The organism is Psychrobacillus sp. FSL K6-2836 (assembly GCF_038003085.1).
Classification (GTDB): Bacteria; Bacillota; Bacilli; order Bacillales_A; family Planococcaceae; genus Psychrobacillus.
On the sequence record NZ_JBBOOM010000001.1, the window covers coordinates 2,587,082 to 2,609,539 of the forward strand.

The following is a 22,458-nucleotide window of genomic DNA, read 5'->3' on the forward strand; positions in this document are numbered from 1 at the left end:
GGAAAGAAGTGAGTAATGTATAAAAGTTATAAGAAAATATGAATTTTCAATTTTTATTTTGTGGAATGAATATAAATTCGTGATTTTTAATAAAAATTCCTGTAGAATAGACACATATTTGAGGAGGTATGGAAAATGAAACAACTAGATGCAAACGAGATTATTTCATATATTCAACACGCAAAGAAATCAACACAGGTGAAAGTATACATAAAAGGAAACGGCATAGATCAGATTTCTTTCGGGGAACAAACAAAAGTGTTTGGTGAAGGAAATTCGCTAGTATTATTTGGAGAATGGTCTGAAATCGAATCGGTTTTAAATGAATATAAAAATCAAATTGAAGACGTAGTAGTAGAAAATGAAAGTCGTAACTCTGCTATTCCACTTTTAGATTTAAAGGGGATAAATGCACGTATCGAGCCAGGTGCTGTTATTCGAGATCAAGTTAGTATCGGAGATAATAGTGTTATTATGATGGGCGCACTTATTAATATTGGGGCAGTCATTGGAGAAGGTACGATGATTGATATGGGCGCAGTTCTAGGTGGACGAGCGACTGTAGGGAAAAACTGTCATATTGGTGCTGGTGCAGTGCTAGCGGGTGTAATTGAGCCACCTTCTGCAACTCCTGTCATTATCGAAGATGACGTATTAATTGGTGCAAACGTTGTAGTTCTTGAAGGATGTAGAGTTGGTAAAGGTGCAGTTGTAGCTGCCGGAGCCATTGTTACTAAGGACATCCCTCCATATACGGTAGCTGTTGGAGCACCTGCTAAAGTGATTAAAGAAATTGATGACCAAACTAGATCGAAAACCGAAATTATGCAAGAATTGCGTCAGCTGTAAGTTGGTGGACGATGAAAACCTTACAAGATATTCGGAGAGACTTACATCGCATACCTGAATTAGGTTTTGAAGAAGTAAAAACACAAAGTTATTTATTGGAGCAAATTCGTGCACTCCCACAGGATAGACTAACAATCACTACGTGGAAAACAGGTATAGTTGTGAAAATAGAGGGAACTGAACCTACACAAACAATCGGTTGGAGAACGGACATAGATGGTCTTCCGATAACAGAAGTGACTGGACTTCCATTCGAATCCAGTCATCCTGGGAAAATGCATGCCTGTGGTCATGATGTGCATATGACGGTGGCATTGGGTTTACTCGGAAAACTAGTAGAAAATCCTATAAAAGATCATATAGTTATTCTATTTCAACCGGCAGAAGAAAGTCCAGGTGGTGCACTTCCAATGCGTGAATGGTTGAAAGAAGAGCAGCCAGCGTTGATGCCCGATAAAATATTTGCCTTCCATGTAGCGCCAGAATATCCTGTTGGTACGGTAGCTACACGTCCAGGCTTACTGTTTGCTAATACATCTGAATTGTTTATCGATGTAATTGGCAAGGAAGGGCATGCGGCATTTCCGCATCAAGCAAGAGATATGTCCGTTGCAGCCGCGACACTATTATTGCAACTACAGACAATTGTAAGTCGTTCAGTCAATCCAATGGATCCCGCAGTTCTTACGATTGGGAAGTTCACCTCTGGAACAGTGCAGAATATTATTTCTGGTCATGCTCGTCTTGAGGGTACTATTCGTACGATGGATGCAGGAACGATGACGATCATTAAAGAAAAAATCGAATCATTTTGTCGAGCAGCAGAAATTGGTTTTGAATGTGACATTCATATAGACTACGGTTCGTCCTATTATCAGGTTAAAAATAATGAGGCACTTGCGAACGAGTTTTTGGCATTTGCGGAAGCAAACCCGGCAACTAACGCCATTTTATGTGATGCAGCTATGACTGGCGAAGACTTTGGTTATTTCCTACAAGAAATACCGGGGCTATTATTTTGGGCTGGAGTTAACTCGTCATATGGACTGCATCATCCTAAGCTAAGTCCGGATGAAGCTGTAATTGACTATCTTGTGCCATTTATCGATGCTTATTTTCGTGAAATTTCAAGTTAGTAAAAAGAGGCGGGACAGAAGTAGAAATTTTATTGGATAAGGAGAAACCTTTACTAAATAATGGATATTTAATAAAGTAGATTGGAATGGAGGGGCGTCTCCTACGGGAATAGCGTGATGCCTGAGACTACAGGCTCAGGCCACGCCCGTGAAAAGCGTCCCTGGAATGGAAATCAATTTTGTGCACAGCAAAAAAACAGCATTTTTCTCACAGAGAAAAATGCTGTTTTGGGGTTCTGTCCCAGGCTCTTTTTAAATTAGATTTTTATAAAAGAGTATATGAATTATCATGCTTCGAACCTAGTGTTCAATCTTAGCGAGAAGCTTTGGTAAATCTAGCTGTTAAGTTCTATTCTACTCACTTAATTGATTGAAGTGAAAGGTGGCGATTCCAGTGGTATGAGCTCATCGCTCACCCCACGGAAAGTGTCCACCTGAAACGGAAATCAGCGGTATCATAAATTTTAAAAGTACTACATGCAGTATTTTTAATTTCAATCCACTAGTTGAACATTATATTCCTTAAACCAAATATGCAACTGTACTAGATATGCAAGAAGCTGTGGACCAGACATTAACTGACCAAACCATGGTACTTTAAATGCTTCTCCATTCGATTCGACTAAATCAGCCAAGCGTTGCTTTTGAAAAAGCTCGTGCAGAATAGAGTTTTTATCTTGCAACTGTTCCTTCAACAGACTACTCACAATACCTGTATAAACAGGATTATGCGTTTTGGGATATGGACTTTTTTTGCGATAAAGTACATCGTATGGCAGACTCCCTTGAAATGCCTTTCGTAGAATACCTTTCTCCTGATTGCCAACCATTTTGTATTCCCACGGAATATTCCATGCATACTCCACCAACCGATGATCCGCAAATGGCACACGCACCTCTAAACTAGCACCCATACTCATACGATCTTTTCTATCTAAAAGAGTAGTCATGAACCACGTCATATTCATATAAAACAGTTCCCGTCTTTTTGCTTCTACATCTGTTTCACCCTCTAAAAGTGGAGTTTCAGCTAAAGTTGTATCATATGCATTTTGTACATATTCTTCAATTTGTAATTTACCTTGCCAACTATCATTCAATAACTGGAAACGTTCGTTAGTAGATCGTATCCAAGGAAATCCTTTTTCTGCGTTTCCTACTTGATGGAACCAAGGATAGCCGCCAAATATTTCGTCCGCACATTCTCCAGATAAGCCTACCGTAAAGTCCTGCTTAATCTCCCTGCAAAACCATAGTAAAGAAGAATCGATATCTGCCATTCCGGGAAGGTCTCGTACGTGTACAGCCTCTTTTAGATATTCTGCTAGTTTTTGTTGGGTAATAATAGAGAAATGATGTTTTGTATCTAGATGGTTTGTCACCTTTTGAATCCAAGGAAGGTCATTTGAAGGTTGAAATGTATTGCCTTGAAAATGGTGATCATTATCTTGATAGTCAATGGAGTAAGTATGCAGAGGAGATTTCGAATTCCGTGAATAGGATTTGGCAGCAATTGATGTAATTATACTAGAATCCAAACCACCAGACAGGAATGTGCAAAGTGGTACGTCTGATACAAGTTGTCTTTCTACAGCATCGGTTACTAGGAATTGAACTTTTTCAATTGTTTCGTCTAAAGAATCTGTATGCTTCTTGCTTTCTACATTCCAGTACCGCCAAGTCCGAAGCCCGTTACGAGTTAAGCTTAGTGCATGGGCAGGGCGTAATTCATTTATGTCCTTGTATACTCCAGAGCCAGGGGGACGTGATGGACCTAATCCAATAATTTCTGCAAGGCCCTGACGATTGATGATTGGAGATATAGCAGGGTGTGCAAAGAGCGACTTTTGCTCTGAACCAAAAAGGAATCCTCCATTTTTTTCGGTATAAAAAAGTGGTTTAACTCCCAAGCGATCTCGTGCTATAAATAATTTTTGTTCGGTTTCATCCCAAATGGCAAAAGCAAATATACCGTTAAAGTAGTCAACGCATTTTTCCTTCCACTCAATATAAGAGGTCAATAAAACCTCGGTATCCGAATGACCAGAGAAGGAATGCCCACGTTTCAATAATTCTGTCCTGAGATAGTCTGTATTATATAGTTCTCCATTATACGTAAGTGTATATTCACTTGTTTGATAGTTTTTAGTCATTGGTTGTTTTCCACCAACAGGATCTACTACTGTTAGACGGCGATGTCCAAACAAGGCGTGCGGAGAACTCCAAATATTATCATCATCTGGGCCGCGCTTCTTTAAGGTTTCCGTCATCTTTGCAACTGCCGATACTTCGTTTCTCAAATCCCTTTGAAAATGAATCCATCCTGTAATTCCACACATATATGCATCCCTTCTTTCATCCATTATTTTATGCAAAAAATCAAAGATTGTATCAAAAATAATCGCAAAGGTGGATACCTTCGCGATTATTTCGATGTAATAATATTAAGTTGTTACCTTTAGCACGGTTTTTATTTTTTGAATTATACCTCCACTACTATAAGTTAAAACACTTCGTTTGTAGAAGGATAAGCTTAGTAGGAATAGTAGAATTACAGTCACAATTAGTATAGACATGGACAGGATTGGTTCAAATGAGGATATATCTGTTGCCCCAATTCGCAATGGCATTACCATACCTGATGTGAATGGAATATAAGAGAACACCTTAATCAGCAGCGTATCAGGGCTTGCCATACCTGAGATTAACACGTAGAATCCAATAATTCCAACCATCATCGCTGGCATCATTGCCTGACTCGATTCCTCAACCTTGGAAACTAGTGATCCTAATAATGCACCTAGTATTAAGTATAAAATGATAGTTATCAATAAAAATGCTACTGAGTATCCGATAAATGCAAGGGATAATTCGTTGGCAATTTCCTGGACAACATCCCATTTAGAGCCTCCGTCAATCAGTGCAAATAACAATCCTTGAATGAGTAATAACCCTCCGATTTGTGTTAACGCTAGAAGAAATGTTCCGGTTAATTTTGCCATAAAATGTGTAGATGGCTTTACACTAGCAAGTAAAACCTCTAGAACACGTGAACCTTTTTCGGAAGCGACATCAGTTGTAATCATTGATAAAAATGTCATAACAAATGAATAAATTAGAAAGCCTATTAAAAAGGAAGCGCCAATTCCTGCAGCCTTCTCATCCTCACTTTTACCTGAGGCAGATTGCTTATCAAGATTTTTCATCGTGATTGTAGTTTCGGATTGAAGAATTTTATCTGCTTGCTCAGCTGTTAAATTTAGCTGCTGCACTTCATATATTTTCCCTGCATATTGTAGAGTTGAAGAAAGGCTTTGCTGATCATTAAATGTCAGTGGTTCAAAGGTGGCGATTTCTGCTATCAATGAATTGTCCTGATCCTCAACGAAAATTACAGCGGCATAGTCCCCATTGACTACTTGTTTTTCTACCTGTTCTACCTCATCTGTTGGAAAGGTAAATTCTATGTCGTTCGTCGAATCAAATAAAGCCTCGATTTCCATATCTGTTTCGTTGATTAGAGCAATTTGTAGTGCGTCTTCCTGGAAAAATGCTTCTTTAATGTCAGACCAGAACATAACCCCACTGATAACCGCAACATATAGTACGATAGAAAAGATAAATGATTTCGCTTTTACTTTTTGAACATATAGCTGCTTAACTAATAACCAGAACTTAGACATGCGTACCACCTACCTTATCCTTGAAAATTTCCTCTAATGATAAATAATCCAAACTGAACTTCTCTATATATTTCCCATTAGAGACATAGTCAAAGATAGACTGCGCATGCGATTCATCCTCAAGCGTTAATGTATAATGATCTTTGCCTACTTGAATATCTCTTACACCATGTAATCCTGCTAGAACTTCTTTTGGAATTTCTGTCCGTATCGTTAGTTTTGTTTTTCCGTATTGTTTCTTTAAATCCAATAAACTTCCCGAAAACAAAGACACACCCCGTTTCAGTAAGCATAAATGGTCACAAAGCTCTTCCACATTATCCATTTGGTGACTAGAAAATAATATAGTCGTCCCCTTACGCTTTAAGTCTAGAATTGCTTGCTTTAGTAGATCCATATTTACAGGATCCAATCCACTGAAAGGCTCATCTAATATTAGAAACTCTGGTTGATGTATAAAGCTAGCGATTAATTGGACCTTTTGTTGGTTTCCTTTAGATAAAGTTTCCGCTTTAGCCTTTCGCTTATCATCTAATTCAAAACGATTAATCCAATAATCTACTTCTTTTTTTAGTTCTTTTCTATGTTTACCTCTTAGCTCTCCGAAGAAGTATAGTTGATCTTCCACTGTCATAGCTGGAAAGATGCCGCGCTCCTCAGGTAAGTAACCTAGAATATCCCTATTAATCGAATTTATATGCTGCCCATTCCACGTAATACTTCCTTCAGTCGTTTCCTGTAAGTCTAAAATCATGCGAAATGTCGTTGTTTTACCAGCACCATTTTGCCCGATCAATCCAAATATTTCTCCTTTTTCAATTGCAAAGGATAGACTATTAACAGCGACGAAGTCTTGATATCTCTTAGTTACTTGGTTGATTGATAACGTCATATTCAAACTCCTATCTATTTTCTCTTTTTATTTAATACGAGTGAGCATTAAAAATGTTTCATTTAAATTGTAACGTTTTTGTAAATAAGCCCGTCAAATGGTAAGAGAAGTAAAAAAAGGAGAGATTCGATGAAGAAAATTTATGGAGCTATCGTAATGATTTTAATGTTAGGGCTTATAGGGAGCCAAGGAGTGTATGCACAAAGTGGGGATGCAAAAGTAGAAGCAACTAACTTTGTTAAAGCATCTGGAGTTATAACTAAAGTGGAGGAAAAAGAGGACACTGTCACAATAACTGTAGAAACAGCTGACAAAGAGCAGCAGATAACTTTTTACAACGTAACGAGCGAAACGCTTGTATACAATAGTGGATCAACGAAAAAAATGGAGCATTCAGCATTCCAAAAAGGCCAGCAAATAGATGCCTACTATGACAAAGATAAACCGATGCTCATGATATATCCACCGCAAATTTCACCTGAATTAGTGATTGTACATGATGATAAAGTATTCGGTTCCGTTAAAGTAGGGAAATTTGACGAAGAACTACGTAGTTTAGATAATGAATTGAACTTGAATGTGGATAATGAAACTATTTTAGAAAATGCTGAAGGAGAAAAAATAGAACGACAAGACTTAAGTGGAGAAGAGCTTATTGTATTCTATACGATGGCTACAAAAAGCATTCCAGCTCAAACTACTCCAAGTAAAATAGTAGCAATCTCTTCTGGGGAAGTAGAGGACGCTTCAAATTTCATGAAATTTGAAGGAGTTATAACAGAAATAACAAACGATAATAATCAGCTAGCACTAACAGTAGTCACAGAAGAGGATGAACCAATCACGACTATCTTCACACTAGATAAAAATGTCCTGTTCTTCAATGGGACAAAGGCAGTGCCAGTTAAAAAAGAATCCTTTAAAAAAGGCCAAAAAATAGAAGCTTACTACGATAAAAATAAGCCAATGATTTTGATTTATCCAGCAAGAATAACTCCAGAAATTCTCGTAGTTCATGATAAAGAAAAATTCGATTTTGTGAAAGTGGCAAAGTTTGACCAAAACTTGATTAGTTTAGATCGAGAGCTTCAATTGAACATTTCCAAAGAGACTGACATACGTAATGAAAAAGGAGAAGCAATAACTCAGGAGGATTTAGAGGGAAAAGAGCTAATCATATTTTATAATAGAGCTACAAAAAGTATTCCAGCTCAAACAGCTCCAACAAAGATTGTTGCTGTAAATTACCTTTCACCTGAACTGAAACAAATTATAAATGATGATCATTTTATACAAAATGGGATAAAAATGATTCCGATACGTAAAGTAGCCGAACAACTTGGATATGAAGTGGAAAATAACGCAAACTCAGCGCAAAAGAAAGTAACTCTTACAAAAGGGAACAGTTCTATCCAACTTATTCGTGATACGAAATCTTACAGCTACAATAAAAGCCTGCGGTTATTTTTAGAACAACCAGTGTTAAAAAATAAGAAAACATATGTATCAGAAGAAATCTTGGATATTTTGCAATAAAATCAAACCCATCCTTCTCTAGTTGAGAAGGATGGGTTTTATGTTCAAGAATAAGAAGTATATAAAAATGAAACGTGAACACTGGGTTCATTGTACTTAAAAAAATTAATAAAACTGCTGATTTCCGTCTCAGGTCGTGTGGCAACGCCTTCGTGCCCAACATCCTGTTGACCTCCGCAGGGGGAGAGATTAGCCATCACCGTCGCTTCGCGTACGTTGTGATGGCTAATCTGTCTCACTCATCCTGCTAGAGTCGCCACCTTCCATTACAATCAATTAAATTAGTGGTACTTAACAAGAAGTTTGAGCAAAGCCTATTGCTAAGACGATTGGATTATTTTAAGTTAATGTAGGGACAATACCAACCTGTAATTTGTTGCCATCCATACTAGTTGATTGAAGCGCAGGTGGTGACTTCTGTGGGAATAGAAAAGGCTAAGCGAACCAAATCGTGTGGCAACGACTTCGTGAACATCCTGTTGGCCACAGGAGACTGAAGACGTGCTAAGCGAAAAGCATCCGCCGTAGCGGAAATCAACGGTGTTGCTAGGGTTAGTCTTCTTAAAAGGGCAGGGCGTCTTTTTGCCCGGTTTTCCTTAGATTGAGAGTAAAACAGGCTGTGGGTCATTCATAATCATCAGTAAAGCAATCTCCATAAATAAAACGTTGCATATGCTTCCCAACCGGACCAGTGCTGAGCCAACTGCATAATTTCGCTCTTAGAGGGCTTGGTTTGTGATCCATTTACCTGTTTAATAGCATTATGTAGTCCAACATCATCAATAGGAAAAGCGGAAGGAAATCTTAAGCAGCGCATTAATACGTAATTAGCGGTCCACGGTCCTATCCCACGAATTTGAGTAAGAACCTTTTCAGCTTTTTTTACATCATTTTCTACAAGAAGCATTTCTTTTGTCAGTACACCTTTATAGATTAAATTGGCCACTTCTATTAAATACTCACATTTTTTTACGGTCATTTTTAATCCAATTAAATCCTGTACAGTCAGATTTGCAATAGCATCAGGTGTTGGAAATAACCAATAGTCGTGCCCTTCAAAATGAATAGAATGACCATAAGTTTCCACTAAACGACGCTTTAATGTATAGGCATAAGTTAGGTTGATCTGCTGACCGAGTATACCCCATGTCATCGCTTCAAATAAATCAGGAATGCCCATAATACGTAGCCCATTAAATTGTTTTGATGCCTGCGACAATATAGGGTCAGCAGAAGCCAAAATATAAAATGGCTGCAAATCCACTTTTAGATCAAACCATTCAATTATATAAGCTATCACCTCTTCGCGACTGCTTTTACTTTCAGGTCGTGTGAGATTTAAAAATTCGATTGTTAGAATTTGATCTTCCGAGTTGCTTATTTCTATTAATGTGGTGCAGGAACCTAGTGATATCGCTTTTCGAATTTTATTGTCTCGAATATGAAATAAGCATTCATTAGTTGATCTGGCGAGATATTGAAGATTCTTAGAAAAGCTAAATCCATTCGGAGTATGTAATAGTATTTTGTCGTCTATTTCCTCCCAAAACAAGTTGTTCCACCTCTTTTATATGTTCTACTTATTATTCGGAAAATGAGTTATGTTAAAAGTATACTAGAAGTAAGGTAGAGGTGGTACCAAATATATATAAAAGAAGGTGGAGGAGATAACACGTGGAAATACGTAGAATAGATGAAGCATACCCAATGGATCTATTGTTACTGGCAGATCCTTCTGAAAAGCTTATAAAGCAATACCTAGAACGGGGGAAATGCTATATCGGCGAAGAAGACGGAGAAATAGTGGGCGTATTTGTATTACTTTCAACTAGACCCGAAACCGTAGAACTCATTAATATTGCGATAGTGGAGCAGCATCAAGGTAAGGGCTTTGGAAAAGCACTCGTAATAGATGCTATTAATAAGGCAAAGGAACAGGGGTATAAAGTAATTGAAGTTGGAACCGGCAATTCGAGTATTGATCAGCTAGCCCTCTATCAAAAATGTGGTTTTCGAATTATCGGAGTGGACATTGATTTCTTCACTTTCCACTATGAAGAGGAAATTATTGAAAATGGCATCCCGTGTGTGGATATGATTCGACTAGCGCAATTATTATAAAGTAAGAAAGTATATAATTTTGCCTTCCATAATTCCAGTATTCCTACCAGGTATTTTGGAGAATATACTGCTGATTTCCGTTTCAGGCGGGCGCTTGCCACTACAATCAAGTAAGTAATTGGTTCTCAACGAGAAGATTTAGCATAGGATTTTAATGTCATTTATTTAACCCATTAATGAGCAAAAGGGAAAGTAGCGTATTTTTAGAGTGTTGGAATTAAAGAGAAATAGTAAGTGTATGCCCAATAAAGAAGGAGAGGTGCGCCCGAAATTGTATCTTCGGGTGCTTTTTCTATTTGTAGGAAAGAATTTCTTCCTCCCAAAAATATTTATAACCTGTTTCCAAAAGTTGTACGGGGGAGACGGTCAGGCAAACTTCGTTAGATTAAAAAAGAGAGGATGATCGTGGTATCAGTCACAATCATCTTCTCTAACAGTCGGTATTAATATAAAGACAAGCATATCCAAAGCCCTTCGAAAGCCGAGGAAACAAGTTTTGACTCTGAACGATGCTTTCCCTTTTCCTAATTGGTATGTAGTAATTCTAAAATATGTTTAAGGTTACTGGCTGGAATTTGACCAGGTGCAGATGATGCTACACCAGCACCGAATGTTGCTGCAGAACCGAAGACCTCACCTGCTAATCGACTTATTACCCCGGTAGAAGCCATGGACATGGTGATAATTGGGCGGTCTGCAAATAATGAGTGCATCGTATGTGTCGCATCTAGTAGTGTCAAAACATCTGATGGGTTGCTAGGCATTACGGCAATTTTGACTATATGCGCACCCAACTCCTGCATCTCTCTGAGTCTCCACACGATTTCTTCCTTTTCCGGAGTCTTCTCAAAGTCATGATTAGACATAATAATCTTAACGTCATTTTCTTTTGCACTTTCCATAATTTCATTCACGTTAGGTGAAAACAACTCTACATCTATTAAATCTATTTCCTTCGTTTTCATCATTTCCACAAGAAGTGTTTCGTAGTATGAATCCTCGATGATTTTATTGCCGCCCTCACGATGTGTTCTAAAAGTGAATAACAGCGGGATAGGGTATAGCTCTTCCCGAATGATAGAAAGTGTTTGTTTTACTTTAGTTAAATCTTCAATATCCCCTAACAAATCTGCACGCCATTCGACAATATCTAAATTTATTTGTTTAATTGTTTTTATTTCCAAAAGGAGCTCTTCTAGAGTTTTCCCCATTATCGGAACAATGACTTTTGGTATACCTTTTCCTATATGAATATCTCTAATTGAAACAACTTTCATAAAAGTATCCCCCCCAGCGGTGTTTTAGGTTATATTAACATACAAAGATAAAAGGAGGACAATTATATGAATTTTCAGCGTTATGAAAATGTAGAGGCATTCGCAAACCGAGTAACCCCATTTTTGGAAGAAAATGAAGATAGATTTAGCCTATTTCTTGGAGTTCTAGAAAGAATAAAAGCTGGTGCATACGAAAATCCTTACATGGCAATTATAGAAGAAAACGGTCAATTACTAGCAATCTTTCAAATGACTCCACCACATCCTTTAAATATAATATTTGTTGATGAACATCAAATATCAACTTGTACTGATTTATGTATAACTGAATTAATCAATCATTCCGTACCGGTAGAATCAATTATCAGTGTAAAGGAATGGGCTTTTCAGTTTGCACAAAAGTGGCAAGAAAAAACGGGTGGGAAATACTCTATGATGATGGATCAAGGGCTCTATAGACTTGACCAAGTAGAGCAATCACTAGAATTGAGCCCCGGCACATGGCGGTATGCCACAGCTAACGATGCACTGCTTTTAGAGAAATGGTACAGTCAGTTTGAACAAGATACTGGGCTACCAAAAACAGCTCCAGTAGAAGTAAAAAAACGTGTGAAAACTATGTTAGATGGAAAGGAAGTCTTCTTATGGGAAGACCAAGGGGAAGTTGTATCCATGATGAAAAAGGCAAGACCAACAACAAATGGTATTACAGTTTCTCTTGTTTTTACACCGGCAGAAAAAAGAAGAAAAGGGTATGGGCGGTCGATGGTAGCCGCTGTTAGTAAAGAGTTATTGAAGGAATTTAAGTTTTGTGTGCTATACACAGATATGATGAACCCCACATCGAACAAAATCTATCAGGAAATAGGTTATCAGAAGCTCGTAGATTCTGTTCATTTGAAATTGGAAACAAAATAGTAATACTATTTTACGTTTAGGTAAATGAAAGATACCTTATAATAGGGGGTAGACGAAGGACGGGGAGTAGCAGCCCTCTTCATCTACCCTCATCTTTTTTGTTATCCTCTATTTCTTCTAAAGATTCTTGGTATTCCTCTTCAATATCAGTTGTTTTGTATATAAAAGGTTCATGGTTATAGTCAGTCCGTTTTCCATACCGAAGCATTTCATAAATAATCAGTCCGTTATTCGGCATGCCATTTACTGTTCTCATCGGAATAATATCAAACAAAACATAGTAAAAAGCATAAAATACAAAGCGATTCCAAAACGTTTTATGTTCTTCTAACAGCCCGTTTGCTAATAATGCATTTAATAATAGGGCCACAGAAAGATTCATGAAGATTGGACCTGCGTAAATACATATATATGCTAGCTTACTTTTCCTTCTTAAAGAGTCATATGAAAACCAGCTAAATAGATGATAATATTTTCGAACATCAATTATCCAAAACTTGAAAACCCGTGGTCCAGAACCAATAGTTAATCTTGGATTCTTCACACCAAAAATCTCACTTGCTATCAAGTAACCTGTTTCTCGCAGAAATACAACTATAGGCAAAATGATAAATGCTGAAATTACCAAAGATAGTAAATCCGAAAATCCAAACATTTTATCGCAACTCTCTATAAATGTGATGTTGTCTATAAAATACCCGATTTATGTACGAACGAACCTTGAAATAATCACCAACTAATATTTACGTGAATTATTAATGCTAATTTTTGCTCCAACGTAATTTCATATTTCGAATCTAGCGTAACGATGCGGAAACAGATAGACGATTTCTACAAGTAAAATGTCCCTATTTTATTTTCCCTCATTATATTCAAGTTTGAAGTAATTCCGAAGTAAGAATGCAACCCATTTGCAACTAGGATAGCTTTGAATATTTTTTAAAAGACCTTCTACTACAGCAGGGCTTAGAGAGGGTTCTAGTATATGATGCTTTAACAAAGTAAGCGATTCTTTTTCAAGTGGCTCCTCTACTTCTTTTAAATTCTGCTCTAAGATTTCAAGCAGTTGATCAGTCGTTACTTCCGTATGAGTCAACCGTTTTAACTGGAAAATTTCTTCGGTGATAAATGGAATTGTAGCGTGTGTCGCAAGCAGGTTTGTTTTTTCTACTAATGATTGCGCGAGCTGATCCAAATCTACTGGGACATTATTGAATAGAATTAATTCCGAATAAATACTGATGAAACCTTTAATACAATATACTAAATCATGTTTTGTGTTTTCGATCTTTTCCCCAAATAACCTTTCCATCAAAGTAAGGATAGTTTTTTCTAGTAATCGATCATAATAATGAAATTTTATAACGAGCTCCTTATTAAATGATTGGGACTGTTCTTTCATCAAAATCTTAGCAAAATTGGAATGCTTTTGAGTGGATTGGAACATGGTAAAGTAAAATTCATATAATGTTTTCTCATCATTTTGGGTCGTTGTGACCTGATAGTCAGTATCTGAAATCATTTGACTCATAAATTGGTCGATTAATGCTAATATCAATTCATCTTTTGATTTGAAAGACAAATAGAAAGCACCTTTAGAAATCCCACAGTGTTCTGTGATTTGTTGAACAGAAGTAAGTTCAAATCCTTGTTGTGCAAAAAGCTCTAATGCTTTTTCCATTATTAATTGTTTTTTACCCATCTGAAACTACCGCTCCTAGTTCATATTATTGACAACTGACTAATAAGTCATTATTATAAGTAATTGAGAAATTAAAGTCAATTAGGGGTAGGTGTAAGAGTGAAAGGTTTAGTTAATTTTGTCCTGCACAATAAATTAGCAGTATGGCTACTTACAATTATTATCACAGTATCCGGTATTTATTCAGGAACACGTATGAACATGGAAACAATTCCAGATATTTCAATCCCGTATTTAATGGTAATGGATGTCTATCCTGGTGCAACACCTGAGCAGGTAATGGAAGATGTATCCATGCCTTTGGAAAAAGTAGTAGAAAACCTTGAGGGTGTAAAATCCGTTTATTCTAATTCCAATTCGAATATGGCAAGTATTCAAGTGGAATATGAATATGGTGAGGATATGGACGAAGCAAATCGTGCATTAAAGTCAGCATTAGAGTCGGTAAAATTACCTGAAGGAGCACAGGAACCAATTGTCACTGCTCTTAGCATGAATATGATGCCTGTTGTGGCATTAAGTGTTAGTAGTACGACAGAAGACATTGTGGAGTTAACTTCTACAGTTTCAGATCTATTAGTTCCTAAAATTGAGAAAATTGATGGTGTGGCTTCTGCAACTATTGCAGGTCAGCATATAGAGGAAGTTCAGCTTACTTATAACGATGAAAAAATGGCTGAGCTAGGCATAACAGAAGATAGTGTAAAACAAATGATTCAAGCAAGTGACTTAGCTGTATCATTGGGTCTTTATGAATTTGAAGAAGGTGAAGAAGCTGTTTCAGTAGATGGCAAGTTCATGACTTCAGAAGAATTAAAAGAAATGCTAATTCCAGTAACACCATCTGCAACGAATCCATCACCATTTGTGAAACTTAGCGATATCGCTTCAATAGAGGAAGTAGGTAGAGTCCAATCTGTTTCACGCACAAACGGCGAGGATGCTATTGCAATTCAAATTGTTAAAGGACAACAAGCTAATACAGTTGACGTTGTAAATAGTGTGAAAGAACTGATTGAAGAGGAACAGAAAAATATTGATGGTCTTGTTATTGATATATCTCTTGACCAAGGTGAACCAATTGAAAAATCGGTTATTACGATGATTGAAAAAGCCTTATTTGGTGGTTTGATTGCAGTATTAATCATATTACTTTTCTTACGTGATTTTAAATCAACGGTAATTTCAATTGTATCTATTCCAGTATCTATTTTCATGGCGTTACTATTATTAAACTGGATGGATATTACATTGAATATTATGACTCTCGGGGCTATTACAGTTGCGATAGGACGGGTAATAGATGACTCCATTGTAGTAGTGGAAAATATTTATCGTCGTCTTCATTTAAAAGACGAAAAATTATCAGGTCGTGCGCTTGTACGTGAAGCAACTATTGAAATGTTCAAACCTATTATGTCATCAACACTAGTTACGGTTGCAGTATTTGCGCCATTACTATTTGTTGGTGGTATGGTCGGAGAATTGTTTATGCCATTCGCATTAACAATGACGTTTGCACTTGGGGCATCGTTGATCGTGGCTATTACAATTGTTCCGGCATTGTCTCACTTCTTATTTAAAAAGAAATTATATGGTGAAAAGAAAGAAAGTAATCATAAAGAAGTAGGTAAACTGGCTAATGGCTATAAGCGTGTATTGGAATGGACGCTTAACCATAAAGTCATTACATCTATCGTTTCTATTGTATTATTAGTTGGTAGTTTAGCTTTGACTCCATTAATCGGCTTTAGCTTCATGGGAAGTGAAGAAGAAAAAGTTATGTATTTAACGTATACACCGGAGGCTGGTGAGTTAAAGGATGATACGTTAGCTAATGTTGCAGTAGTAGAAGAAGAGTTATTAAAAAGGGACGATATTGATATTCTTCAAGTGTCAGTGACGGATAGCGATAGTGCTGATCCAGCAGCTGCGATGATGGGTGGCGGAGCAGGTGGTGCATTAATGTACCTAATCTTCGATCCAGAAATGGAAAACTTCCCAGAGGTACGTGAAGAAATCGAAGAGTATGCATTTAATATTGGTCAAACGGGCGAGTGGAAGAGCCAAAACTTCTCCGCTATGTCGATGTCATCAAATGAAGTTAGCTACACATTCTACAGTGAAGATTTAGATAAACTAAGTGAAGCTGTAAAAATGGTAGAAGATGTAATGAATGAAAATGATGGCTTAGAAGAAGTTACTTCTAGTGCTGAGGATGCATATGTAGAATATACATTCAAAGTAGAACAAGATGAATTGCTTCAGTATGGTTTAACAACTGGTCAGATCGTTATGATGTTAAGTCCTACAGCTACACAGGATGTACTCACGACTGTTGAAAAAGATGGCAATACGCTAGATGTGATTGTTCAGCAAGAAAAAGCAGAGCAACCGAAATCTGTAGATGATATTTTAGCTACAGAAGTACCTACAGCATTGGGTACGACAATGCCTCTTTCTGAGTTGGTAACAGTAGAAGAAGGAACAACACTTAATACTCTTGCACGTAGTAAAGGGGAGTATTATGCAACTGTTTCTGGAACAATCCTTGGAGATGATATTTCAGTCGCAACATCTGAAGTAGATGAAGCAATTGATAAATTAGACTTGCCTAAAGGAGTGACTGTCGGTGTAGCTGGTGTAGCTGCTGATATGACTGAAACATTTACACAGCTTGGAATAGCAATGCTTGCGGCTATTGCAATCGTGTACTTTATCTTAGTTGTAACATTCCGTGAGGGTGTAGCACCTTTTGCTATATTGTTCTCATTACCATTTGCAGTAATTGGTTCATTCGTTGGTTTATTAATCGCAGGAGAAACTATTTCTGTATCGGTTATGATGGGTATGCTCATGTTAATCGGTATCGTAGTCACAAATGCGATTGTACTTGTGGATCGAGTTATTCATATGGAACGTGATGGCATGAGTATGCGTGAAGCTATTCTAGAAGCCGGAGCAACTCGTCTCCGTCCTATTCTAATGACAGCAATTGCAACGATTGGTGCATTGATACCATTAGCTATTGGTTCAGGTGGCGGTGGCGGTTTAATCTCGAAAGGTCTTGGTATTACAGTAATCGGTGGTTTGATAAGTTCAACGTTATTAACGTTAATTGTTGTGCCAATCGTTTATGAAATACTATCGAAATTATTCAAGAAAAACCGTAAGGAAGTAGAAGAAAACTAACAAAAAAAGCCCTTGTTCAAAGCCCTTCAAGACATCCATTGTCTTGAAGGGCTTTTTGTGGGGGGATAAGGTACAAAAAAGTGGAAAATTCTTTAGTTGGAACTTTGAAAGGCGTATTGCGATACACTCTAAAAGCGTTTCGACTTGCGATTTGCAACTATGACCTTGCGATTTTAACAAGGCTTATTGCGATTATGGAAGTAAATTCATTCCTCTAGTTTTAACATGTCGGCTTTTTATACTAACTCTAGTTTAGTTGGAATAGTTAAAAATCAATATGTCATGTGACGTTAGGCAGTGGAACAAAAGAAAGTAACAGGACTAAAAAAGACGGGGTCATGACATCAGTCACGATACCCCGCTGTTTCTCTTATTTATAAACCATCGTTCCGCTTTTCTTTTCTACTGTTATTTTCCCGTTATCTGAAGAAAGACGGACTTTGTTTGTTCCATTGCCAAATATAGTGCGAGAATTCTTTTCACCGAACACGCTTATTTTGCCAAAATCTACTTTTGTATGAATGGATACGTCCGTTGGGTCGTTTTCTGTTTCTACTAAAATACTTCCGTTGTCTGTCTCCAGTTCAATCATTCGATCCAAGCTAGTAGTTAGTAGCTCGATTCTACCGTTATCGGTTTTTCCTATAATATTCCCGTTTACGTATTGCATTATAATTCTTCCGTTATCGGTCTCCGTATGAACTTGCTCGGCATCAATATTTCGTAGTTCAATTCTACCGTTGTCTGTTTGGGCAGTGAACTTATCTGCTTGCATTTTCTCTATTTCAATACGCCCATTATCTGTTTCTACCTCAAGAATGTTCGCAGCAAATTCTTTTAATCCGATACTCCCGTTATCTGATGTTGCTTTAATATTTTTCCCGAGTATTTTTTCTGCTCGAATTCGTCCATTATCTGTTTTCATAATAATTGTTGTATAGACCTTTTTAGGCAGAGCAACGTTTACTCTCAGCTCTTTTATCAAAAATAGGAAGCTAAATAATTTAAACTTTTTGGTTTTTAATCGAATCGATAATGTGTCGTTTACTATATCTGTAGTCAATTCTAATTTATCATGCTCTCCTATTAACTCAATAGTAGTTTCTTCTGTTTCCGAAGGGACTACGTATAAAGAGCCAAAGTCGATATCCATCATTACATTCGAAAAATTCGAGTGAGGGACTTTAATGATTTCGTTGCTTGAGGTAATTTTCTCTGGAATTTGAACTTGGTTCTCGGAAAGCTCCTCCGCAATTTCTTTAGGTGACCCTAAGGAGGCTGCAATTTCACTATCTGATTTTCCATCTTCTCGCCCATTTGAGAAATACTCTTTAATGTCAGAAAGAATATCATTTCTCTCCTCAACTGGAAGCCTCGTTAAAGCAAGTTCTAATTCATTTAAAAATTGTTGTTCAGTCATTTTTTACACCCTCTTCAATTAGATTATTTACGCCAGTTGTAAAGCTTTCCCATTCTTTTAGCTGTTCATGTAAGTAGGAGCGACCCAAATCAGTTAGCTTGTAGTATTTACGAGGGGGACCTTCTGTGGACTCCTGTAAATAGGTAGTAAAATAGCCTTCCTTCGTCAACCGCCTCAATAATGGGTATACGGATCCTTCTGAAATCGAGATCTGATCGGATATTTTTTGGACTAGCTCATACCCGTATCGGTCCTGTTTATCCAATAAAACAAGCACACATAAATTTAAAACTCCTTTTTTAAATTGAATATTCATCATTTATTTCCTCCTTTCGCTACTACACAATGAACAGTACCTTAGATAGAATATATCACATACTATTATCTTATGCAAGGTACTGGATTAAATGCAATTATAATTTTTAAAACTGTCAGTTATAATTAGAGAGAATGAAAGGAAGTTGTAGGATGAACCCTTTTACTAAAAAAGTAATTCATATTATAAAATCTATTCCATCAGGAAAAGTGATGACGTATGGACAAATTGCAAAAGTTGCAGGAAGCCCTAGAGGAGCAAGACAGGTTGTTCGTGTTTTACATTCTATGAGTGCCAAATATAATCTTCCTTGGCACCGTGTGATTAATGCGAAAGGGGAAATTGTTATAGCTGATGAAGAATCGGCATACTCACAAAAAGTGATGCTAGAAGTGGAAGGAGTCCATTTTTCTGCCAGTGGACGTGTAGATTTAAAAAAATCACGTTATGAACTCAATGTAGTAGAGGAAGATTGGATATAAAGAGAGGAAGTGGAGGTTTATGTTTAGCTGGAAAGGTGCAGCAGGTATTTGTGTAAATGATCAGAAGGATGTGTTAATGGTACTTCAAGCAGCTCCGGGAGAAGATAAGAAATGGACAGTGCCATCAGGTACGCTTGAAGAAGGCGAAACATTAGAGGAATGCTGTATAAGAGAATTCAGCGAGGAAACTGGATTCATAGTGAAAACGTTGGACAAGGTACATAATAAAAGTGGAGTTATTAGTACGCATGGCATCTCTTACTATGTGGACTACTTTTTAGTAGAAATAATAAGCGGTGAAATAACAATTCAGGATCCAGATGAATTTATACATGAAATTGCTTGGAAGTCACTTGAGGAAATCCAAGACTTAGATCTTGCTTATCCAGAGGATATCCACATAATCGAGAAAGTATTAAAAAATGCTGCAGATAAACTTCCAAATTAGGAAGAGGGTTGGATATTATTAAAATCGTATTAATAATAATCTGGGCTATTGTTTTTCTTTATTTATTGAACATACTCGAAATAGAGAAAAGTTTGTTCAACTATATTATTGCCTTCTTTTTTTTATTGGGTGGTGTCTATGTAATAAATAAGATATATAAAATGATATCTACAAAAAACTAGAAGACATGAGCCTTCTAGTTTTTTGTCCCGAGTTACAATCAGTGGTGGCTGAAGAAAACCCTCATTGTTTGAAGTTTCACTTTGTGTAAATAACAATCGCATCCCGTAAAAATGCAGTTGCACCCGATTGTACTTTATCGTAATAAGCGGTAAAGCGTTCGTCAGCCACGTACATTTCTGCAAGACCAACATGCGCCTCTTTAGAGTATTGATCCCAGTAAAAGCAAAGCCATTGTTTATGCAAGTCTGCTGCTTTTTGAGCCAGTTCACCTGCAGGATCTCCAGTATCCATAGCAGATTTTAAATTGTTAAACAGTTGCTCTTCTAATTTTTGAATTTCCTCATATTGCTCGTTTGTCATTTCCTTTACTTTTGCATTGGACTTATTCACAGCATCCTCGCCGTACTTTTCTCGAATTTCTTTTCCGTATTTCTTCTCATTGTCATCGACAAGTTTTTGTTTGAAGCCTTCAAATTTTTCTTTATCCGTCATGCTTATCTCCCTTTCTGTTTGCCTAATTGATTTATCCACATTGTTGATAAGTGCATCTAGTTGCGCCCTTTTTTCAAGCAGTTTTTCACGATGATCTCGAAGTGCCTGGGTTCCGTCAAATGTAGGGGAAGTCATGATTTCTTTAATGCTATCTAAATTTACCCCAAGTTCGCGGTAAAACAGTATTTGCTGCAGTCGATCTACTTCAGTAGTTCCGTATATACGATACCCAGATGAGTTGATGCGTGCCGGTTTAAGTAGTCCAATCTCATCGTAATATCGAAGTGTCCTCGTACTGATACCAGCAAGCTGACCAAGCTTTTGTACGGTGTATTCCACCTTATCACCTCCTAATACGTTCAGTTTAAACCTTTACGTAGCGTTAAGGTCAAGCGGTAATTGTTCAATCATTTTACTTTGATTATAATGAGAGAATAAGTAAGGAGGAAATCACATGACAACGATAGGATTTGTAAGACATGGTGTCACAGCGTGGAATAAAGAAGGGAGAGCACAGGGGAACACAGATGTACCTTTAGATGAAGAAGGAATCCAAATGGCAGAGCAAGCAGCAGAAAGAATACAGTTCGAGGAATGGGACGTCATTTATACAAGTCCACTCATCCGTGCTAAGAAAACAGCTGAAATAATTGCAAAGAAACTTCCGGGTATCGACTTTATCCAAGATAAACGTCTAGGAGAAATTGGTGGAGGCATAATCGAAGGAACGACTGAAGCTGAACGGATTGCTAAATGGGGACTAGATTGGAGAAATCAGGATATTGGCTTTGAGCCGGAAGATGTTATTATTTCTCGTGGGATGTCCTTTATAGAAGAAATAAAACAAAATTACCCGGGAAAACGAGTGCTCGTAGTTAGTCATGGTGGCTTCATAAGTAGATTATTATATGCACTTGTTCCAGACGGTGAATTTTCTCGTGATATCGGCAACACTTCTGTTACAATTGTGGAACTGGGGAATCATGAAAACGTTTGTCATTTATTTAACTGTATGAAACATTTAGAAGTGAAAGAGGTGCAATGATGAGGGATGCTTCCTACTATATAAAGAATTTAGGGTTAGAGCCACATCCAGAAGGAGGGTATTTTCAAAGTAGTTATTATTCCAAGAATCCTAACGGTAATGGGAAATTGTATACGAGTATCTATTTTCTATTAGGTGCTGGGGATGTGTCCCATTTTCACCGATTAAAGTCGGATGAGCTATGGTATTTCCATGATGGTAGCTCACTTTTAGTACATGTAATTGATGAGGAAGGTAATTATGTGGAACATAAGCTTGGCTTAGATATAGAAAATGGGGAAGTTCCTCAAGTGTTGGTGCCCAAAAATACTATTTTTGGATCTTCCGTTATGGAGGGTGGTACATTTTCACTCGTCGGATGCATGGTAGCACCGGGATTTGAATACGATGATTTTGAACTTTTTACGCAAAAGGAATTGTTACATGATTATCCTCAACATAAAGAAATTATTTATAAAATGGCTTATGAAACATTGCCAGAGTCTGAGTAGTGTATGAAACGCCCTTCAGTACTTATTACCGAAGGGCGTTTGAACTTATTTATCTTTTTCTGTTTGCTCAGTAGCTGAGTCAGAATTCTTTTTAATAGGTAAGGCAGTTAAGTCGATTAGCTCTATAACAGAATTACCTTCTCCTGCAGGTCCGCAAATTCCAGTTTCTATATCACATATCATAGTGTCTTTATTAGACATAACTTTTCCTCTTTTCATTCATTTTATAATATCAAAGTTCAACTAGTACTATATTTGAGAAGTAAAAATATATC

The 22,458-nt window shown here is 37.2% G+C and carries 21 protein-coding genes; 10 read left to right on the plus strand and 11 right to left on the minus strand.

Annotation, left to right across the window (positions count from 1 at the left end; genetic code table 11):
- Window positions 1-135: 135 nt before the first annotated feature.
- Entirely contained in the window at window positions 136-849 is a 714-nt protein-coding gene (dapD, locus tag MKY37_RS12305; protein WP_340777469.1) for a 2,3,4,5-tetrahydropyridine-2,6-dicarboxylate N-acetyltransferase, read from the plus strand.
- Between the two features lie 11 nt (window positions 850-860).
- The gene (locus MKY37_RS12310) at window positions 861-1,985 is read left to right on the plus strand and encodes an N-acetyldiaminopimelate deacetylase (protein ID WP_340777472.1); all 1,125 of its coding nucleotides are present in this window, start codon (window positions 861-863) and stop codon (window positions 1,983-1,985) included.
- 494 nt (window positions 1,986-2,479) lie between these two features.
- On the opposite strand, the gene asnB is transcribed toward MKY37_RS12310, so the two are convergent.
- The 3 genes from asnB to MKY37_RS12325 all read right to left on the minus strand — a co-directional run bounded on the left by asnB (window position 2,480) and on the right by MKY37_RS12325 (window position 6,560).
- The gene (gene asnB / locus MKY37_RS12315) at window positions 2,480-4,324 is read right to left on the minus strand and encodes an asparagine synthase (glutamine-hydrolyzing) (protein ID WP_340779918.1); all 1,845 of its coding nucleotides are present in this window, start codon (window positions 4,322-4,324) and stop codon (window positions 2,480-2,482) included.
- A gap of 105 nt (window positions 4,325-4,429) precedes the next feature.
- Complete coding sequence (locus MKY37_RS12320) at window positions 4,430-5,668, minus strand: ABC transporter permease (RefSeq protein WP_340777473.1); 1,239 nt, start codon at window positions 5,666-5,668, stop codon at window positions 4,430-4,432.
- Window positions 5,661-6,560, minus strand: coding sequence for an ABC transporter ATP-binding protein (locus MKY37_RS12325; RefSeq protein ID WP_340777475.1), 900 nt, complete (start codon window positions 6,558-6,560; stop codon window positions 5,661-5,663). Before MKY37_RS12325 ends, MKY37_RS12320 begins: the two co-directional genes overlap by 8 nt.
- A 129-nt stretch (window positions 6,561-6,689) precedes the next feature.
- On the opposite strand from MKY37_RS12325, the gene MKY37_RS12330 reads away from it, so the two are divergent.
- Window positions 6,690-8,096 carry a stalk domain-containing protein gene (locus MKY37_RS12330; RefSeq protein WP_340777477.1) on the plus strand — a complete coding sequence of 469 codons (1,407 nt, stop codon included), beginning with the start codon at window positions 6,690-6,692 and terminating at the stop codon, window positions 8,094-8,096.
- A 637-nt stretch (window positions 8,097-8,733) separates the two neighbouring features.
- Here MKY37_RS12330 and MKY37_RS12335 read toward each other — a convergent pair.
- The gene (locus MKY37_RS12335) at window positions 8,734-9,648 is read right to left on the minus strand and encodes a DNA-3-methyladenine glycosylase family protein (RefSeq protein ID WP_340777479.1); all 915 of its coding nucleotides are present in this window, start codon (window positions 9,646-9,648) and stop codon (window positions 8,734-8,736) included.
- A gap of 122 nt (window positions 9,649-9,770) precedes the next feature.
- Here MKY37_RS12335 and MKY37_RS12340 point away from each other — a divergent pair, with 122 nt between their 5' ends.
- Window positions 9,771-10,217 carry a GNAT family N-acetyltransferase gene (locus tag MKY37_RS12340; protein ID WP_340777481.1) on the plus strand — a complete coding sequence of 149 codons (447 nt, stop codon included), beginning with the start codon at window positions 9,771-9,773 and terminating at the stop codon, window positions 10,215-10,217.
- A 524-nt stretch (window positions 10,218-10,741) separates the two neighbouring features.
- Here MKY37_RS12340 and aroD read toward each other — a convergent pair.
- Entirely contained in the window at window positions 10,742-11,494 is a 753-nt protein-coding gene (gene aroD, locus MKY37_RS12345) for a type I 3-dehydroquinate dehydratase (protein ID WP_340777483.1), read from the minus strand.
- Window positions 11,495-11,560: 66 nt separating this feature from the next.
- Here aroD and MKY37_RS12350 point away from each other — a divergent pair, with 66 nt between their 5' ends.
- On the plus strand, window positions 11,561-12,412 hold the full coding sequence (locus MKY37_RS12350; protein ID WP_340777485.1) for a GNAT family N-acetyltransferase: 852 nt from the start codon (window positions 11,561-11,563) through the stop codon (window positions 12,410-12,412).
- A 79-nt stretch (window positions 12,413-12,491) separates the two neighbouring features.
- Here the strand turns inward: MKY37_RS12350 and MKY37_RS12355 are convergent, their stop codons facing one another.
- Window positions 12,492-13,067, minus strand: a complete 576-nt coding sequence (locus MKY37_RS12355; protein WP_340777487.1) for a hypothetical protein — start codon at window positions 13,065-13,067, stop codon at window positions 12,492-12,494.
- A gap of 198 nt (window positions 13,068-13,265) precedes the next feature.
- On the minus strand, window positions 13,266-14,114 hold the full coding sequence (locus MKY37_RS12360; protein WP_340777489.1) for a TetR/AcrR family transcriptional regulator: 849 nt from the start codon (window positions 14,112-14,114) through the stop codon (window positions 13,266-13,268).
- A 99-nt stretch (window positions 14,115-14,213) separates the two neighbouring features.
- Here MKY37_RS12360 and MKY37_RS12365 point away from each other — a divergent pair, with 99 nt between their 5' ends.
- On the plus strand, window positions 14,214-17,306 hold the full coding sequence (locus MKY37_RS12365) for an efflux RND transporter permease subunit (RefSeq protein ID WP_340777490.1): 3,093 nt from the start codon (window positions 14,214-14,216) through the stop codon (window positions 17,304-17,306).
- 370 nt (window positions 17,307-17,676) lie between these two features.
- On the opposite strand, the gene MKY37_RS12370 is transcribed toward MKY37_RS12365, so the two are convergent.
- Complete coding sequence (locus tag MKY37_RS12370) at window positions 17,677-18,726, minus strand: DUF4097 family beta strand repeat-containing protein (RefSeq protein WP_340777492.1); 1,050 nt, start codon at window positions 18,724-18,726, stop codon at window positions 17,677-17,679.
- The gene (locus MKY37_RS12375) at window positions 18,719-19,042 is read right to left on the minus strand and encodes a PadR family transcriptional regulator (protein ID WP_211895821.1); all 324 of its coding nucleotides are present in this window, start codon (window positions 19,040-19,042) and stop codon (window positions 18,719-18,721) included. The genes MKY37_RS12370 and MKY37_RS12375 overlap by 8 nt, the downstream gene beginning before the upstream one ends.
- A gap of 152 nt (window positions 19,043-19,194) precedes the next feature.
- On the opposite strand from MKY37_RS12375, the gene MKY37_RS12380 reads away from it, so the two are divergent.
- Window positions 19,195-19,524 carry an MGMT family protein gene (locus tag MKY37_RS12380; RefSeq protein ID WP_340777495.1) on the plus strand — a complete coding sequence of 110 codons (330 nt, stop codon included), beginning with the start codon at window positions 19,195-19,197 and terminating at the stop codon, window positions 19,522-19,524.
- Between the two features lie 19 nt (window positions 19,525-19,543).
- Window positions 19,544-19,972 carry an NUDIX hydrolase gene (locus tag MKY37_RS12385; protein ID WP_340777497.1) on the plus strand — a complete coding sequence of 143 codons (429 nt, stop codon included), beginning with the start codon at window positions 19,544-19,546 and terminating at the stop codon, window positions 19,970-19,972.
- A gap of 258 nt (window positions 19,973-20,230) precedes the next feature.
- Here the strand turns inward: MKY37_RS12385 and MKY37_RS12390 are convergent, their stop codons facing one another.
- A complete protein-coding gene (locus MKY37_RS12390; RefSeq protein WP_340777498.1) occupies window positions 20,231-20,986 on the minus strand; it encodes a MerR family transcriptional regulator in 756 nt (251 codons plus the stop codon).
- Between the two features lie 115 nt (window positions 20,987-21,101).
- On the opposite strand from MKY37_RS12390, the gene MKY37_RS12395 reads away from it, so the two are divergent.
- Both MKY37_RS12395 and MKY37_RS12400 read left to right on the plus strand, forming a co-directional pair.
- Window positions 21,102-21,692 carry a histidine phosphatase family protein gene (locus MKY37_RS12395; protein ID WP_340777500.1) on the plus strand — a complete coding sequence of 197 codons (591 nt, stop codon included), beginning with the start codon at window positions 21,102-21,104 and terminating at the stop codon, window positions 21,690-21,692.
- Window positions 21,689-22,183 (plus strand): cupin domain-containing protein, encoded by a 495-nt coding sequence (locus tag MKY37_RS12400; RefSeq protein ID WP_340777502.1) that lies wholly within the window; start codon window positions 21,689-21,691, stop codon window positions 22,181-22,183. Before MKY37_RS12395 ends, MKY37_RS12400 begins: the two co-directional genes overlap by 4 nt.
- Before the next feature lie 45 nt (window positions 22,184-22,228).
- Here the strand turns inward: MKY37_RS12400 and MKY37_RS12405 are convergent, their stop codons facing one another.
- Entirely contained in the window at window positions 22,229-22,384 is a 156-nt protein-coding gene (locus tag MKY37_RS12405; protein WP_340777503.1) for a hypothetical protein, read from the minus strand.
- Between the last annotated feature and the right edge of the window lie 74 nt (window positions 22,385-22,458).

Excerpts from the sequence above, each read along its gene's own strand:
- dapD (WP_340777469.1), top strand. The coding sequence starts at position 136 with ATGAAACAACTAGATGCAAACGAGATTATTTCATATATTCAACACGCA.
- MKY37_RS12310 (WP_340777472.1), top strand. The coding sequence starts at position 861 with ATGAAAACCTTACAAGATATTCGGAGAGACTTACATCGCATACCTGAA.
- asnB (WP_340779918.1), bottom strand. The coding sequence starts at position 4,324 with ATGTGTGGAATTACAGGATGGATTCATTTTCAAAGGGATTTGAGAAAC.
- MKY37_RS12320 (WP_340777473.1), bottom strand. The coding sequence starts at position 5,668 with ATGTCTAAGTTCTGGTTATTAGTTAAGCAGCTATATGTTCAAAAAGTA.
- MKY37_RS12325 (WP_340777475.1), bottom strand. The coding sequence starts at position 6,560 with ATGACGTTATCAATCAACCAAGTAACTAAGAGATATCAAGACTTCGTC.
- MKY37_RS12330 (WP_340777477.1), top strand. The coding sequence starts at position 6,690 with ATGAAGAAAATTTATGGAGCTATCGTAATGATTTTAATGTTAGGGCTT.
- aroD (WP_340777483.1), bottom strand. The coding sequence starts at position 11,494 with ATGAAAGTTGTTTCAATTAGAGATATTCATATAGGAAAAGGTATACCA.
- MKY37_RS12350 (WP_340777485.1), top strand. The coding sequence starts at position 11,561 with ATGAATTTTCAGCGTTATGAAAATGTAGAGGCATTCGCAAACCGAGTA.
- MKY37_RS12355 (WP_340777487.1), bottom strand. The coding sequence starts at position 13,067 with ATGTTTGGATTTTCGGATTTACTATCTTTGGTAATTTCAGCATTTATC.
- MKY37_RS12360 (WP_340777489.1), bottom strand. The coding sequence starts at position 14,114 with ATGGGTAAAAAACAATTAATAATGGAAAAAGCATTAGAGCTTTTTGCA.
- MKY37_RS12370 (WP_340777492.1), bottom strand. The coding sequence starts at position 18,726 with ATGACTGAACAACAATTTTTAAATGAATTAGAACTTGCTTTAACGAGG.
- MKY37_RS12375 (WP_211895821.1), bottom strand. The coding sequence starts at position 19,042 with ATGAATATTCAATTTAAAAAAGGAGTTTTAAATTTATGTGTGCTTGTT.
- MKY37_RS12380 (WP_340777495.1), top strand. The coding sequence starts at position 19,195 with ATGAACCCTTTTACTAAAAAAGTAATTCATATTATAAAATCTATTCCA.
- MKY37_RS12385 (WP_340777497.1), top strand. The coding sequence starts at position 19,544 with ATGTTTAGCTGGAAAGGTGCAGCAGGTATTTGTGTAAATGATCAGAAG.
- MKY37_RS12395 (WP_340777500.1), top strand. The coding sequence starts at position 21,102 with ATGACAACGATAGGATTTGTAAGACATGGTGTCACAGCGTGGAATAAA.
- MKY37_RS12400 (WP_340777502.1), top strand. The coding sequence starts at position 21,689 with ATGATGAGGGATGCTTCCTACTATATAAAGAATTTAGGGTTAGAGCCA.
- MKY37_RS12405 (WP_340777503.1), bottom strand. The coding sequence starts at position 22,384 with ATGTCTAATAAAGACACTATGATATGTGATATAGAAACTGGAATTTGC.